This is a genomic window from Photobacterium sp. DNB23_23_1 (genome assembly GCF_052873815.1).
Genome location: NZ_JBNNXT010000015.1, coordinates 30390 through 46426 on the forward strand (window position 1 = coordinate 30390; position 16037 = coordinate 46426).

Consider the following 16037-nt stretch of genomic DNA (forward strand, 5'->3'; position numbering starts at 1 on the left):
ACCAGAGTGCTTTGAGAGGGATTGTGTATAGAATTGTTTCTCGAACCATTTTTATAGGTAAATCATCTTGTCTTGTGTCAGAATGCGCTGTCTCCACCAATAAGTCTGTAAAGTAATGAATTATCAAGCTGCTATTTTCGATATGGATGGCTTGCTTCTCGATACAGAACGCGTTTGTATGCGTATCTTTAAAGAAGCTTGCGAAGTACAAAACCTTCCCTTCCATGAAGATATTTACCTTTCAATCATTGGCCGTAATGCTGCTGGCATCGAGGCTATCTTTCGTAAAGCTTATGGCGATGACTTGGGCCGTCTGCATGAGGAATGGCGTACGCGCTATAATGCTGTGGTCAAACATCAAGCAATCCCTGTAAAAGAGGGTGTGATAGAGCTTTTGGAGTGGTTGAAAGCTCAAGGAACACCTGTCGCTGTCGCGACCTCTACTGCTCATGAAGTTGCTAAGATAAAGTTAGAGTTGGCAGGCCTGACAAAGTACATTGATAACCTGACAACAGGTTGTGAAGTGGCAAATGGTAAGCCTCACCCAGAGATTTACCAACTGGCGGCTAGTCGTTTAAATGTTGAGCCTGAAAGTTGTCTTGCCTTCGAAGACTCTAATAATGGCGTACGATCGGCCGTTGCGGCGAACATGATGACGTTCCAGATCCCTGATTTGGTTGAACCTTGTGCCGAAGTACGCCAGTTCGGCCATGCGATTGTCCCTTCTCTTCACGAAGTACTTGCTAAGTTGAAAACAGCATAACTAAATATTGGTGCCTCTGTGATTCCACAGCGGCACTTTCCTATTTGCTCACCCTGTTTCTACAAGATTTAACACTTCAATTAGTCACTTCAGCCAAACAAATGGGGGCATCTATGCGGCATTGATATCCCGTTGGCGCTATTTCTCCTGTCTCTGTATTTCGATGAAAGCTGACTATATTGTCAGAGAATAGATTGGCCACGATTAACCAATTGCCATCAGAAGATAGAGTTAAGTCTCTTGGGTGATTCCCTAAACAATCAAATGCATTGAGTCTTGAAGGGGTATCACCTGAGACCTTAAAAATACTGATTAGATTTTGAGATCTGCAAGATACATAAATAAATTTTTCATCAGGTGATAGCCGTATTGCGGAGGCTGCTTCACCATTTACCTCATTCAATAACAGCGAGCATTCATATGAAACATCCCAAATGCCGTTATTTTGGGTTAGGACTACAAGTGTTTCGTTTAGTTCGCATACCACGTATGCACGTGTTTCATTTTGGTTAAAGACAAGATGGCGAGGCCCAGAGCCTGCTGGCATGATGACACTTTGGTCTAAGGTAAAGCTGTGCGTGTCTTTTTGGTTATCATAGTGATAAAAATGGATACTATCCGTCCCTAGATCAACTGAAACCAAATGGTTCGTTTTCTTTAAAAAAGTAACTTGATGCGCATGGGCGGATTGTTGGCGTTCGGTATGAGGTCCGCTACCTTGCTCAAAGAGTTCTGTAATCACTTGTATAGGCCTACCAGCTTCATCAAGTTGATATACAGACACATTACCTGAACCATAATTTGCAACGGCGAGGTAAGGGGCTTTAACATCAATGTGGCAAGGGTAATCCCCAGAAATAGGTAGATAAATATTGCCAATACTTGATTTGAAGTAGAGTGCAGCACCTTCTTGTTGTGATATTTCACTAAAGCTATAGATCCCATCCTCTGTAGACGCTAGGTAAGTAGGGTTTCGCAAATATGCTAAATCTTCCTGTCGGTATAGCTGACCCGTTTTAGGGTCTAATGTGATGTGCGCAATACCTTCGCTAGTGCTCGGTGTATCCGTGTAGGTGCCAATATAAAAGTGCAGATGGTCATTAGTTGTCATAAATAAGCCTGAAAGATGTATAAAAAACTGTCAGTTACCATGCCGTCTAGCTACTTAGACAGCAATACTGAATAACAATCAATTGGTTAAAGTGTGAAGTAGTTGACGAGTACAGGTAAAGTGTTGCTAGGTTTTCTTTGTCTGAGTGGGTAGGGAATTGAAACAATCAATATTGTAAAAACGAAAAAAGGCCGATTGGGTATATAGTTTATTAGCAAGAATATTCGTCTTTGAATAAAGATCTTACTCATCCAGAAGGTAGAATGATGGAAAACGATAATGAAAAATTAAAGCAAATACTGACCAAAGCATTTACGGCTTCGTTGATACATTTTTCCGTAATCGCATTTATTGTCTTGGTTTGTTTCTGGGCATTCATGCCGTTTCTTCCTATCCTGATGTGGGCACTGGTCCTTGCCATTGCACTTTATCCCGTTCGACAATTTTTGGGCGCAAAACTTGGTTGGTCAGCCGCACGGGCATCGACGCTAATCGCCATTGTTGGTGTTCTGCTATTAGGTGTTCCCACCGCAATGGTCGGGAATTCATTTGCATCTAAAATTTTTGGTACTTATGAGTCTTACGAAGCTGGGGAACTGGTCGTTCCGAAACCTACGGAAAGTGTTAAAGAATGGCCGTTGATTGGTGAAAAAATGCATGATGCTTGGGATGAAGCAGCTGCTGATTTACCGAGGTTTGTCGAAAAACGGCAGCCGCAGCTTAAGAATTTATCGAGTTGGTTTCTTGAAAGAGCTAGTGGAGCGGCAAGAAGTGTTTTCATATTGATTGGTGCGATTATCATTGCTGGTATCATGTTGGCTTGGGCGGAGCCTGGCAGCCATTCTATGCGGCGTATTTTCATCAGCTTTTCCGATAATGTTAGAGGGCCTGAATTACACACATTAACCACTGCGACAATTAGGCAGGTGGCTGTAGGTATCATCGGTATCGCGTTTTTGACTGCGATAATTTTTGGGGCCACTGTCGCGCTATCTGGTGTACCTGCCGCAGCTTTGTTCACTCTCATTGCGTTAATTTTTGCCATTATGCAGCTACCGGTAACGATTGTGGCGCTTGTTGTCGTGGCAATACTCTGGTCTAGCGGTGATTCATCGACATTGCACAATTCGATCTTTACCGTGTTGATCATTGCGGCCAGTTTGGTCGATAACTTCTTAAAACCAATGATCCTTGGCAGAGGGCTTGAGGTGCCGATGCCTGTTGTGTTGATAGGTGCTATCGGAGGCATGATGTCAGGCGGTATATTAGGTATGTTTATTGGTGCTGCTTTTCTTTCTGCTGGTTATCAGGTCTTTATGAAGTGGGTGGAATCTGAGAGTGAAGGGGCAGAAATCACTAATGATAAGAAAGAGATAACAGAAGACGAGGGTTAACTAACCGCTTATAATCAAACCTTGCCGTCTTGATATGGACTAAATGAAATGGATAATAAAAAGGAAAGGATATAAATGCCAGTGCTCCAACGCATTAGTGTAATCATGTTCTTCGTTGCAATTATTAACGGTTGTACGTCCCTCCCCAAGGAAATTGAACATCTACCTGAACCGCCGGTCTCCCCATTAACGAGCACATTGTCCAACTTGACAGACACATATCGACCAGAGCAGCCTAAGCAAAGAACGAGTGCGGTACTGTTGCAGGATACTGGTTGGGATGCACTGGCACAGCGATTAGCACTCATCGAAACAGCTGAACACAGTATCGATATTCAGTATTACATATGGAATTCTGACGTGTCGGGCAAATACTTGGCAAAACGCCTGATAGTGGCTGCTGATCGCGGCGTTCAAGTACGTGTAATGCTTGATGATATTAACCTCAATGAACGAGAAGACCTATTAGAAGCACTAGATTCGCACCCTCACATAGAGATCCGAATATTTAATCCGATCCCCACTCGTCGTGGAGTAACAAAGTGGCTTACCTTTTTAGGTGATTTTGATCGCTTAAACCGCCGTATGCACAATAAGTCATTCACTGTTGACGGTGCTGTGTCGGTTGTTGGGGGACGTAATATTGGTGATGAATATTTTGATCTGTCTGATGAAATCAACTTCCGTGACCGTGATGTACTGGTAATGGGATCGGTGGTAAACGAAATCCAAGCGAGCTTCGGTGAGTACTGGGATAGCCGCTGGTCATACCCTGTTAGCTTGCTGAGTGGGGAAGCTTCAACAGAACTACCAGAATTAAATACGATTCTAGTTCCCCGTTATAAGGAATACCCGGCTTTACCTGAGGGAAGAGATGTAGCAAAAACTTTCTTAAAGCACACAATGGACGAGATGACTTGGGTTCAAGCTCGCTATATTTCTGACCAGCCTGTACCTGTTGATGTCGGTAACACCAGCGAGCCAAAGGATACGGCTAGGTTGTTGGCCAAATTATCTAATATTTCTAGGCAAGAAATGCTAGTGGAATCGGCATATCTGATATTTGATGATCGTCAATTGGATAAGCTGCAGTTAATAACAAATAATGGCACCGAGATTAAAGTTATCACTAACTCAATGGTTTCTAATGACCTTGTCACTAACCATTCTGGTTATGCAGGCCGCCGACAAGATATGCTTGATCACGGTTTAAAGCTGTTTGAGTTAAAACCAGATACGCAATTGTGTGTGGAATCGACGAGAGATGAATCAAAATGTGCACCAGAAACGGCCTATGGCTTACATGCGAAGTCTGTTGTTTTTGATAGGGAAGTGGCTGTAATTGGTTCTTTTAATTTCAACTTACGCTCAACCTACCTCAATACAGAATCGATTCTGGTGGTTGAAGATGAGCGCATCGCTGAACGTCTGGCTGATGATATTGAGCAGGCGATGGACGAAGATAATAGTTGGCGATTGAAATTAGATAAAGGTGACATCTATTGGTATTCCGGCTCAGAAAGTTGGAGCAGCGAACCAGAGGCTGGTCAGTGGGAACAACTTCAATCACGCTTTTTGCAGTTATTTCCGATAGAGAAATACTTGTGAATTAGGTTGTAACGTTCATTATTTTAAATGAATTGCGCCATAAAATTTTCAATAGTTATTTTCCTGTAAAGTTGTTCGAGGCCCACCACTATACGTTAGTGTATTGGTGTTCTTCATTATTCTGGCTATTTATGTATATATGAGTGATTGTTTACCGACAGTTTAGTCTTATCCCTTGTGTTTAGATTTTTAGCTCTATAGTGTATAGATGATACTTTCATTACCATAATGAAATATGTCAGTAGACTAAAAAATAAAGATAACAGTTTAAGGAAAAGCTGATTATGTACCCGTTTTTACGTTTAGCAAAAGTGTTATGGCAAGCCAAGCGCAGTTCCCCGGTTCACCTAACTGACAAAAATGAAATTTCATTCTCATGCCACCCATGGGACCTCGATATCTTTAATGAAATGAACAATGGTCGAGTCCTCACCCTTTATGATTTGGGGCGTACTGAACTTGGAATTCGCTGTGGGTTGATGAAGGTACTGGCGAAAAAGCGTTGGGCTTTGGTCGTGGCAGGCAGTTCAGTGCGTTATCGCAAACGTATTCATATGTTTCACAAAGTGAAAATGTACTCACAGTGCGTAGGCTGGGATGATAAGTGGTTGTATGTTGAGCAATCAATGTGGGTTTATGGAAAACCGTGTTCTTCTGTGTTAATTCGAGCCGGTGTAACATCTAAAAGTGGTTTGGTTTCACCGCAACAATTACTCGAAGCGATGGATGCGCCAGTTAATACACCTATTCTTCCTCAGTGGGTTACAGAGTGGATTGATTCAGAGCAGCATAGGCCTTGGCCACCGATCGGTGAATGATAATTAAGATATCCAATGGGGTTAACGCTTGCGAACAATTAAAACTACCTTAACCCCCTTTTAACCCTCATGTCGCTATCTTATCCGCATTGTAGTGGGAGATAGCATTAATGATGTTTCGATATTCACTGGTTTCTCTGATGTTGTTCGGCCTGTTTGGCTGTGTGACAACGGGAGAGGCTGATTTTGCAACAACCAAAATATATCCATCCAGCAACTTATGGAGAGGATAGAGCAAACGCCACCAGTGCAGGATGGGCAGCAAGCGCCGAACCTGATCACCGATCTAATTAATGTGCCCGAGCTGGAGCAATACCTGACTTTGGCGTTAGCGAATAACCCCAGTTTGCAGCAAAGTGTTATGGCGTTAAAAATCGCTTACGCCCAGAAGGGGGTAAACTATGCTGATCAACTCCCTAGTGTAGAGGTTGGTTTCTCTGGCGAAAAGTCCGAGGGAAGTAATGAGAGCTACAATGCTGATCTAACCGTCAGCTGGGAGCTGGATATATGGCAACGACTTTCTGATGTTACTGGTGCATCCCAAAAAGATGTCGCTGCAAATCATGCAAGCACAGTTCTTGATACCGGCAGCAGCGGCGCTGGGTTACGGGATTTTGTTTGCAACTGTGATCACTTTAATGTTAACACCATCATTATTGATGATTCAAAATGATGTAAAACAACTGATTAACAAAGTGAAATGTCGTATGAAAGCGGATAACTCACCGCTGGAATTGGCTTGATCCGTCAACTTTATATAGCCTCGTAGTTACACTGCGGGGCATTATTTAAAGCCTAACAAGGGAATCCATCATGGCCGATAACTTGCAACTCTTGCTGGTCGAAGATGACATAGATTTGGCCAAAGCGGTTATTGATTACCTAGAGCTGGAAGGAATCCAGTGTGACCATGCGGCGAATGGACTGTCCGGTCATCAGCTTATTACGTCCAACCATTACGATGTTGTGGTATTGGACCTCAACTTACCCAAGATGAATGGCCTTGAAGTGTGTGAGCGTATTCGTGCTCAAGGGATCGATGTACCGATACTGATGTTGACCGCCCGCGATACCCTAGACGACAAACTGACCGGCTTTTCGAAAGGTGCGGATGACTACTTGGTCAAGCCGTTCGCCATGGAAGAGCTGATTGTTCGGTCACAAGTACTTGCTCGCCGCCGTAGCGGGCAGATTAGCAAGCTTGTAGTGGAAGATCTAGAGCTCGACTTACAGAAAAAAAGGGCCACCAAGGCCGGGGAGCCCATAAAGCTTTCACCTATTGGGTTTAAGTTACTCGAGTGCTTAATGCGGGATAGCCCTAATCCAGTCTCTCGAGGGACATTGATGCAAGCCGTATGGGGAGATGAGCAACCCGACAGTAATAGCTTGAAAGTACATATGTTCAATGTGCGAAAAGCGGTGGACGCCAACGCTGAGAATAAATTAATACACACCATAACCGGCCATGGCTTTGCGTTGAAAAAGTCTGAAATAGAGTGAGTGACAAGTAATGAGAATCAGGCCAAGTATTCGGATCTACTTTTTGGTAGCTATGCTGCTCACTGGTACGGTTACTATTGGCGTTCTTACCGTTACAGCTGTTAGGTACTTCTTTTCCGGCATGGACTCCGCCATGACGGAGTTTTTTCGCTCTCAGGTTTCCGAGCTACCACTAGGTGAAAAAAATACGCCGTTACAAATGGATGAACTAACCATTGCATCAAAGTGGGAAGACCTACCGCAACAGATCCAGGATAACTGGCACGCTGATGATCTGGATCCTGGTCAATTGCATAAAAAAATAGGAGGCACAGCCATTTTTTCGCCGCCTGAATTTGGCTACTTTGTGATGAAAGTGGTTAGAGAGGAACAAGTCCGCTTTATCTCATTAGTGCTGGATGATTTTGAGACACATAAGCGTTTAAATGAAGAGGTACCACCGTTCTTCTACATTATCCTTACCGGATTGGCTGCTATTGTTTTTTTTGCACTGGTACTGCTAGTGGTGCAAAGAAAGATATCTTCACCAGTCGAACGTTTAAGAGATTGGGCGAAATTGTTAGACAAAGAGCAGTTAACTCAGCCTGTACCAAATTTTCATTACAGCGAACTTAACTCCCTTGCTGGGCTTATTAAATCCAGCTTGAGCTCAGTACAAGAAAGCTTGGAGCGGGAGCAGCGCTTTCTCGGTTATGCCAGCCATGAACTGCGAACACCTATCGCGGTTACCCGCACTAATAGTGAACTGCTACGTAAGATGATTACCAAGCAAATTGCACCAGATAAGCAGTTAGAGGTACTAGATAGGATCGATCGGGCCGTTTTTACGATGACTGACTTAACAGAAACCCTGCTTTGGTTAAATCGCCATGAGGGCAAGGTGCTACCGAGTCGCAGCCTTAAAGTGGGCGAGTTGATAACGCAAATTGAATCTGAGCTTCATTATCTACTTCAGGGCAAGCTGGTGGATGTTCATATCAGCGTTGATGAGACTGAAATGGTGTTACCTGAAGGACTTTATCGTATCGTCATGACAAACCTTATTCGCAATGCTTTTCAACACACCCACCATGGTGAGGTTGTCATTGAACAGAACGGTAATCAAATTTCTATTGTTAATCACAATTTTAATGCGCCAAAAGTGCAGGATGACTTGGGCTTCGGCCTTGGGTTAGAGCTTACCCAGCGGCTTATTTCCCAATACGGATGGCAGTATCACACCATACAATCAAACGATGGATGGCGAGTAGAAGTGGTGTTTGATAGCGCTTTTGAATAAATGTTCTGGATAACTTGATTTAATATTAATACGTTATCTTATCTGCGCATAAGTTCGGAACACTGAAAATTTGAGCGCACAAACTCGAAATAAGTGTAGACGTGACATTTATCACTTAAATGGACTTGGGCTATGACCATGGATAGGCTCGCCTGTAACTGGATGAGTGAAGTAAATATCGCTGGCATGGAGCATTAAGCGCTGTGAGACGTCATTAGCTTCAGAGCTGTTGCTGAGATTAGGGCTGTTATAAAGATCACAACCTAAAATAGGGTGGCCAATTTCAAGGCTATGGATCCGCAATTGATGGGTGCGACCTGTAAGGGGGGTGTATTGCACTAACGTTCTAGGGGGATTACCCAATCGACTAATTACCTGATAGTCACTAATGGCACTTTTCCCCGTACAGTGGCAAATCTTTACACGGGGAAACAACGTTTTATCTTTAGCAATGGGGGCAGATATTTGACCACCGTCAGCTTCAACCCACCCCGCTAACATAGCCAGATAGCGCTTTTGTACCGTCCGTGCTTGAAACTGTTTATTCAGATTCTTAGATGCAGCATGGTTAAGCCCCACCACCATAATGCCAGAAGTTCCTAAATCTAGCCGATGTGGCAACTTAGCATCCTCAAAAGCAGGCGTTGCTTTTTTAGTCTGCGTAGCGTCTTGACCGTTAACTAAACGGTAATGCACTGAATCCCAATTAAGCGGGTTTTTACCCGATAAACTTAACAAACCACTCGGCTTGTTAATCAATAAAATATCATTATCTTGATAAAGGATCTTTACCCTAGCCAGACACTCGGGTGCCACAAAAGTATCAATTATTTCATTCGTAGAGGAGTCAGATATAGACATTTAAGGGCCCTGATGTACTAAAGAGGGAAGGTTTATATAATAGATGGGTTAAGTTGGCCACTACTTTGTCGGTAAATTGGTTGCTTTGCAATGGCAGAGATTATCTGGAATTTCTCAGCCTCTTTTCATCAAAGGAAAAAATTGAAAATAAAAAGCGAACCTACTTGGGTTCGCTTTTGTTCTTCTGCTCTTATCAAATACCAACCTACATAAATATTTGATCAGTCTTGCAGGTTAAAATCGCTGTTCTCTACGTTAGATATTTTGTAATTAGAGCCACTAGTTACTGCAATATCTGCCTTGATAACAACGATTTTTCCAGTGCAAGTACTTGATCAATTACTTATCCAGATTGGTATAAGCTGTTATCCAACTTGATATGACATGATCAACAACCCTAGTCTTCGATATAGCTCTCGATGCTTGGGCAAGAACATACCAAGTTACGGTCACCGAACACGTTATCAACGCGGTTTACGGTTGGCCAGTACTTCGAGTCTTTGGTTTGCGTCGATGGGAAGCAAGCAAGCTCGCGGCTATAACTGCGGTTCCACTCGGTGTCCATGATATCGACTTGAGTGTGTGGCGCATTAACCAGCGGGTTGTCTTGTAGATCCCATTCGCCGTCTTGTACACGGGCGATTTCATGACGGATTGCAATCATCGCATCACAGAAGCGATCTAGCTCGGCAATGTCTTCTGATTCCGTTGGCTCAATCATTAGCGTGCCTGCAACAGGGAACGACATGGTTGGCGCGTGGAAACCGTAGTCCATCAGACGTTTGGCAACATCTTCTTCTGAAATGCCTGACGCTTCTTTGATTGGGCGAATATCGATAATACATTCGTGTGCAATACGGCCATGAGTACCACGGTATAGAACCGGGTAGTGCGGACGTAGACGCTCCATCACGTAGTTAGCGTTCAGAATCGCTAGCTTGGTTGCTTCAGTCAGTCCCGTTTCACCCATCATTGCAATGTAAGCGTAAGAGATTGGTAGAATAGACGCTGAACCAAGATCTGCGGCTGATACCGCGTATTGTTGCTGCTCTGCTTCTGTGTTCTCAACGTGACCCGGGAGGAATGGGGCAAGGTGAGATTTAACACCGATAGGTCCCATTCCTGGGCCACCTCCACCGTGTGGAATACAGAAGGTCTTGTGTAGGTTCAGGTGAGAAACGTCAGAACCAATGAACCCTGGGCTAGTTAGGCCAACCTGTGCGTTCATGTTGGCACCGTCTAGGTACACTTGACCGCCAGCCTCATGAACAAGCTCACACACTTCCTGTACGGCTTCTTCATAGACACCGTGGGTAGAAGGGTAGGTGATCATGATGCATGACAGGTTATCACGGTGTTTTTCGATCTTCGCTTTCAAATCGTCAACATCGATGTTGCCTTGGTCATCACAGCCAACAACCACAACCTTCATCGATACCATGGCAGCAGATGCTGGGTTGGTACCGTGAGCAGAGCTTGGGATTAAACAAACATTACGGTGTGCATCGCCATTGGCTTCATGGTAACGCTGGATAGCGATAAGACCGGCATATTCACCTTGAGCACCAGAGTTAGGCTGTAGTGAGAACGCATCGTAGCCGGTGATTTCACACAGCATTTTCGATAGGTTATCGGCTAGCTCAGCGTAGCCTTTGGCTTGGTCTGCTGGTGCGAATGGGTGCAGCTGACCAAATTCAGGCCAAGTGACCGGGATCATCTCTGCTGCAGCATTTAGCTTCATGGTACAGCTGCCCAGCGGGATCATGCCGTGGGTCAGTGAATAATCTTTGTTTTCCAGCTTCTTCATGTAACGCATCATAAGCGTTTCACTGTGGTACTGGTTGAATACTGGGTGTGTCAGGTATTGGCTGGTACGACGGCAGCTTTCTGGGATAGCAGCAAATTCGTCACTGGCGATGTCTGCAGTGAACATGGATGCTTTCAGGTTGTCACCGCTGAAGATTGCCAATAGGTCTTCGATGTCAGCCACTTTTGTGGTTTCGTCGATACTTATACCTAGCTGTCCGCTATTTTCATTAGAAGTTGGGTACTTACGTAGGTTGATACCCGCATCAAGTGCCTTGTTGTAGAACTCAGTGGTTTTCTTGCCCGTGTTCAGAGTTAGGGTATCGAAGAAGCTGTCGTTTGCTAGTTCAATGCCCGAGTTGCGCAGGCCAGCAGCTAGGATTGCCGTTAGGTGATGTACGCGGCGGCCGATCTTACGTAGGCCTTCGGGACCATGGTATAGCGCATAGAATGCAGCCATGTTGGCAAGCAGAGCCTGAGCGGTACAGATGTTCGATGTCGCTTTTTCGCGGCGGATGTGCTGCTCACGGGTTTGCATTGCCATACGAAGTGCTTGGTTGTCACGGGAGTCTTTAGACACACCAATAACACGGCCAGGCATTGTACGCTTATGTTTATCTTTCGTTGCCATGAAGCCAGCGTGTGGGCCACCAAAGCCCATCGGTACGCCGAAGCGTTGTGCTGAACCAATCACGACATCTGCGCCCATTTCACCCGGCGCTTTTAGTAGGGTAAGTGCGAGAAGGTCTGATGCCACCGCCACTAAGGTCTTCTTGGCGTGTGCGGCTTCGATAATATCAGTCAGATCTTGAATATTACCGGTTGTTCCAGGGTATTGAACCAAAGCACCGAATACGTCGTGTTTATCGAGATCTTGAATATCACCGCGGATGATCTCAATACCGATGTAACCAGCACGAGTCAGGACAACGTCAACGGTTTGCGAGTGCAATTCGTTAGAAACGAAGAACGCCTTGCTCTTGTTTTTGCTAGCACGCTGGCACAAAGTCATCGCTTCAGCCGCTGCGGTTGCTTCATCCAATAGGGATGCGTTGGCTAGCTCCATACCGGTCAGGTCCATGATCATTTGCTGGTAGTTAAGCAGTGACTCAAGACGACCTTGGGAAATTTCAGGTTGGTAAGGCGTATAAGCGGTGTACCAACCTGGGTTTTCCAATATGTTGCGTAGAATAACGTTCGGAGTAAAGGTGTTGTAGTAACCCTGACCGATATAGCTGCGGTTGATGATGTTCTTGCTGGCAATAGCTTTAAGTGAGGCCAGCATATCCGCTTCGCTTTGAGGCAGGTCGAGCTGCATAGGCTCAGGTAGGCGAATTGCTGCCGGAACCGTCTCATCGATTAGCTGATCAACGCTTGATACGCCGATGGTTTCCAGCATGATTTTTTGTTGTACCGAATCTGGGCCATTGTGGCGGCCTGCAAATTCCATATCGTCACTTAATGCATTTAGAAGAGTCATGTCGGTCATGGTTCTTTCCTGAACAGTTACTACCTATTGCATTGAGCATATTGCAATAGTTAATGGTCATCGAGTAGTTGAGCTATTACATGTTATGAGGGCTTTCAGGTGAAATAACCTGAAAGCCCGGCTCAATTAGTCTTCGTCGATGGTCGCAAGGTATTTTTCGCCGTCGATCAGTTTAGAGAGTTCCTCTACATCCTGAACTTTGATTTTAGCAATCCAGCCGCCTTCGTATGGTTCTTCGTTTACAAGCTCTGGGCTGTCTTCCAGCTCTTCGTTGATTTCAACGATTTCGCCTGTAACAGGTGCGTAGATATCAGATGCAGCTTTGACTGACTCAACAAGAGAGAAAGATTCGCCTGCTTCTGTTGAATCGCCAACTTCTGGAAGGTCAACAAATACAACATCACCTAGAAGGCCTTGAGCGTGGTTAGAGATACCCATAGTGATAGTGCCGTCACCATTGTCTAGTACCCATTCGTGGCTTTCAGCGAACTTCAGTGTATTTTCCATTAAAAACTCCTTGCGCAATCTTTCCGCAGATTTTATTAATTGTTTCAGTGGCCGGTCGGTGCCGGCCGCTAGGTCAAAAAACGAGGTCAATAAAACAGATTGTACTTGTTAACTTATTGGTAAAGAGGGAAGCGGCTGCAAAGCTTCTGAACCTGTTGCTTCACTTTTTGCTCTACAGCGCTGTTGTCTTCAGGGTTTGCTGCCAAACCGTCAAGTACATCGCCTATCCATTGACCAATTTGTTTGAATTCGTCAGCACCAAAGCCTCGGCTTGTGCCAGCAGGTGTACCTAGACGAATACCCGATGTCACCATTGGTTTTTCAGGATCAAAAGGTATACCGTTTTTGTTACAGGTAATGCCGGCACGCTCGAGCGCTTCCTCTGCTTGGTTACCTTTAAGGCCTTTTGGACGAAGGTCTACAAGCATCAGGTGGGTGTCGGTTCCGTTAGTCACAATGTCACAACCGCGAGCTTGCAGGACTTCGGCCAAGACTTTCGCGTTGCTGATCACATTCTTGATATATAACTTAAATTCTGGCTCTAGCGCTTCACCTAGAGCAACGGCTTTACCCGCAATAACGTGCATTAGCGGGCCGCCTTGAAGGCCTGGGAATACCGCTGAATTTATCTTCTTATTGATGTCTTCGTGGTTGGTCAAGATCATGCCGCCACGAGGGCCACGCAATGTTTTGTGCGTTGTCGTCGTAACAACGTGGGCATGAGGAATAGGGCTAGGATGTTCGCCAGCAGCAATAAGGCCAGCAATATGGGCCATATCCACCATGAGAAAAGCACCCACTTCATCGGCAATGGCACGGAACTTAGCAAAATCGATTACACGAGGAATGGCCGAACCACCGGCAATGATCATTTTCGGCTTGCTTTCGATAGCAATCTGACGCACTTGCGCGTAATCAATTTCGCAAGTTTCTTTATCGACACCGTATTGAACAGCATCAAACCATTTGCCAGAGAGAGCAGGGCGCGCACCGTGTGTTAGGTGGCCACCCGCATCCAAGGACATACCCAAGATAGTGTCACCTGGCTGAAGTAGGGCCAGCATTACGGCACCATTGGCTTGTGCGCCAGAGTGTGGCTGAACATTAACGTACTCACATTGGAAAAGCTGCTTGGCGCGGGCAATAGCGATGCGTTCAACTTCGTCGACATGCTCACAACCACCGTAATAACGGCGTCCCGCATAACCTTCGGCATACTTGTTGGTTAGACAGCTACCTTGGGCTTGCATGACCGCTTTTGACACAATGTTCTCAGAGGCAATTAACTCAATCTGCTGGTTTTGGCGGGCTAGTTCGGCGGCAATGCCAGCGTTTACTGCACCATCAACCTCAGCAAGGTGGGTTGAGAAGAACACTTCTAAATCGTGGTTTTGGTATGAAGCTTTCATTTCGCGTTATCCTCTAATCGCGCTCTTAAAGGTATCCCTTGTTCCGAGCCAAAGCGTATATCGTTGTTATGGATAGTCCTTGTTAAACGTTGCTATTTATCGGTAATACGTGTTGAGTACCGCATCACCCCTAACAACTGCATAACATGCCTTACTATAAATAGCCGATTAAACGAAAATTTCCAATAGTGGAATATCATGTACTTTAATGGTCATAATTTTACGCAAACGTTTGCCTTTTGCAAACTAAATTTCTAATATGGTGTTAACTTTTTTCTAAAGAATACTGAATGATTCACTGTGGCAAAAAAGTTAAATGTGTGTCTTATTCCTTGTTGTGCATGGGGTCGAGACGTTCTACAGAGCATTTACAAATAGGTGTGTGAACTGGCTGATTGTGAGTGTATCTTTGCGAGATTGGGTAGTGTGACTGGTTGAAAAACGGCCTGTTTCCTTTAGGAAACTAAATTTCAAATATGATGCATTGGTCATATTTTTTTTACCGATGAGCTTTTAAGTTTCCGGACCTCTATGCCAGAATGAAATGAACGCCGTTACCAGGGAGGGACGTAATGAGTGACGAACAACAGGTTGATGTATACCCATCTATGACCGTCGTGAAAGAGTTTGAATCTGAAAAGGCAGACAAAATTGAGCCAATGCAATTAGGAAAAAGGCTCAAGGAAATCCGTATGGCGCATGGCTTGACGCTTGAAGAAGCCAGTAAGCGGACTGGATTGGCTCGCTCTACGTTATCTAAGATTGAAAATGAGCAAATTTCACCAACCTTTCAGGCGATGCAAAAGCTCGCTAGTGGGTTGGAGATTGATATTCCACAACTTTTTGCTCCACCTAAGCAACTGAAAGCCACAGGACGCAGGGATATTACTCGAAAAGAGCAGGGTAAGCCGCACCCAACCACAACTTATGAACATGAGCTTTTGGCTACTCAGTTGACCAATAAAAAGATGATGCCCTTTAAATCAAAAGTACGGGCACGGGCTTTTGAAGACTACAGCGATTGGATCCGTCATGATGGTGAAGAGTTTCTGTTGGTACTCGAAGGGGATATTACTTTTTATTCAGAGTTTTATGAACCGGTCACATTAAACCAAGGTGACTCAGTTTATTACGATGCCAATATGGGACACATGCTGACTTCTCTTAGCGAGGACGATGCTTTGATATTGTGGGTGACCGCCTCATAAGTGACGCCGTCACGGGCTGGGTGAGGCCCGAATCTGTTCAGAGCAGTAAACACATCTTGTTCTTAGCTTGTTTAGCTGCCAGTGTCTCGGTTTTTCAGGGTCATATAGTGATGCTCTGATTGTTAACGCTATTGATGGTTTTAACATTTGATGTGCCGCAAGTCGAAAGGAGGAACTTAACAATAGGTTCCTCTTGTTTTGAAAAAATGTTAATTCGAGAAACTTTAACCTGTGGTTCAAATGTGTGATGTTGCACGGTTGAATGATAGGAAACTTTGTTTACT

12 protein-coding genes and 2 pseudogenes are annotated in these 16037 nt (G+C 44.8%); 9 read left to right on the plus strand and 5 right to left on the minus strand.

Features of this window, described 5'->3' with window-relative positions:
- The first annotated feature begins 115 nt into the window (after positions 1 to 115).
- Positions 116 to 763 carry an HAD family hydrolase gene (locus tag ACVA53_RS11545; RefSeq protein WP_446505178.1) on the plus strand — a complete coding sequence of 216 codons (648 nt, stop codon included), beginning with the start codon at positions 116 to 118 and terminating at the stop codon, positions 761 to 763.
- 76 nt (positions 764 to 839) lie between these two features.
- On the opposite strand, the gene ACVA53_RS11550 is transcribed toward ACVA53_RS11545, so the two are convergent.
- Entirely contained in the window at positions 840 to 1874 is a 1035-nt protein-coding gene (locus tag ACVA53_RS11550; protein WP_446505179.1) for a lactonase family protein, read from the minus strand.
- A 266-nt stretch (positions 1875 to 2140) separates the two neighbouring features.
- Here ACVA53_RS11550 and ACVA53_RS11555 point away from each other — a divergent pair, with 266 nt between their 5' ends.
- The 7 genes and pseudogenes from ACVA53_RS11555 to ACVA53_RS11585 all read left to right on the plus strand — a co-directional run bounded on the left by ACVA53_RS11555 (position 2141) and on the right by ACVA53_RS11585 (position 8473).
- A complete protein-coding gene (locus tag ACVA53_RS11555) occupies positions 2141 to 3268 on the plus strand; it encodes an AI-2E family transporter (RefSeq protein ID WP_255040587.1) in 1128 nt (375 codons plus the stop codon).
- A gap of 75 nt (positions 3269 to 3343) precedes the next feature.
- Positions 3344 to 4876: a phospholipase D family protein gene (locus ACVA53_RS11560; RefSeq protein ID WP_446505180.1), complete on the plus strand. Its 1533-nt coding sequence runs from the start codon at positions 3344 to 3346 to the stop codon at positions 4874 to 4876.
- A gap of 284 nt (positions 4877 to 5160) precedes the next feature.
- A complete protein-coding gene (locus tag ACVA53_RS11565; protein ID WP_446505181.1) occupies positions 5161 to 5694 on the plus strand; it encodes an acyl-CoA thioesterase in 534 nt (177 codons plus the stop codon).
- A 220-nt stretch (positions 5695 to 5914) separates the two neighbouring features.
- Positions 5915 to 6223, plus strand: a pseudogene (locus ACVA53_RS11570) (TolC family protein); the annotation flags it as partial.
- Between the two features lie 34 nt (positions 6224 to 6257).
- A pseudogene (locus tag ACVA53_RS11575) lies at positions 6258 to 6437 on the plus strand (hypothetical protein); the annotation flags it as partial.
- Positions 6438 to 6507: 70 nt separating this feature from the next.
- A complete protein-coding gene (locus ACVA53_RS11580; RefSeq protein WP_255040443.1) occupies positions 6508 to 7194 on the plus strand; it encodes a response regulator transcription factor in 687 nt (228 codons plus the stop codon).
- Between the two features lie 10 nt (positions 7195 to 7204).
- On the plus strand, positions 7205 to 8473 hold the full coding sequence (locus tag ACVA53_RS11585; protein WP_446505182.1) for a sensor histidine kinase: 1269 nt from the start codon (positions 7205 to 7207) through the stop codon (positions 8471 to 8473).
- A 111-nt stretch (positions 8474 to 8584) separates the two neighbouring features.
- On the opposite strand, the gene ACVA53_RS11590 is transcribed toward ACVA53_RS11585, so the two are convergent.
- From ACVA53_RS11590 to ACVA53_RS11605, 4 genes are all read right to left on the minus strand, one after another.
- The gene (locus tag ACVA53_RS11590) at positions 8585 to 9334 is read right to left on the minus strand and encodes an RluA family pseudouridine synthase (RefSeq protein ID WP_446505183.1); all 750 of its coding nucleotides are present in this window, start codon (positions 9332 to 9334) and stop codon (positions 8585 to 8587) included.
- A 397-nt stretch (positions 9335 to 9731) separates the two neighbouring features.
- Entirely contained in the window at positions 9732 to 12629 is a 2898-nt protein-coding gene (gcvP, locus tag ACVA53_RS11595; protein ID WP_446505184.1) for an aminomethyl-transferring glycine dehydrogenase, read from the minus strand.
- A 126-nt stretch (positions 12630 to 12755) separates the two neighbouring features.
- The gene (gcvH, locus tag ACVA53_RS11600; protein WP_255040447.1) at positions 12756 to 13136 is read right to left on the minus strand and encodes a glycine cleavage system protein GcvH; all 381 of its coding nucleotides are present in this window, start codon (positions 13134 to 13136) and stop codon (positions 12756 to 12758) included.
- A gap of 113 nt (positions 13137 to 13249) precedes the next feature.
- On the minus strand, positions 13250 to 14545 hold the full coding sequence (locus ACVA53_RS11605) for a serine hydroxymethyltransferase (RefSeq protein ID WP_446505185.1): 1296 nt from the start codon (positions 14543 to 14545) through the stop codon (positions 13250 to 13252).
- Between the two features lie 572 nt (positions 14546 to 15117).
- Between ACVA53_RS11605 and ACVA53_RS11610 the strand changes: the two genes are divergently transcribed.
- A complete protein-coding gene (locus ACVA53_RS11610) occupies positions 15118 to 15753 on the plus strand; it encodes a helix-turn-helix domain-containing protein (RefSeq protein ID WP_255040449.1) in 636 nt (211 codons plus the stop codon).
- Positions 15754 to 16037 lie beyond the last annotated feature (284 nt).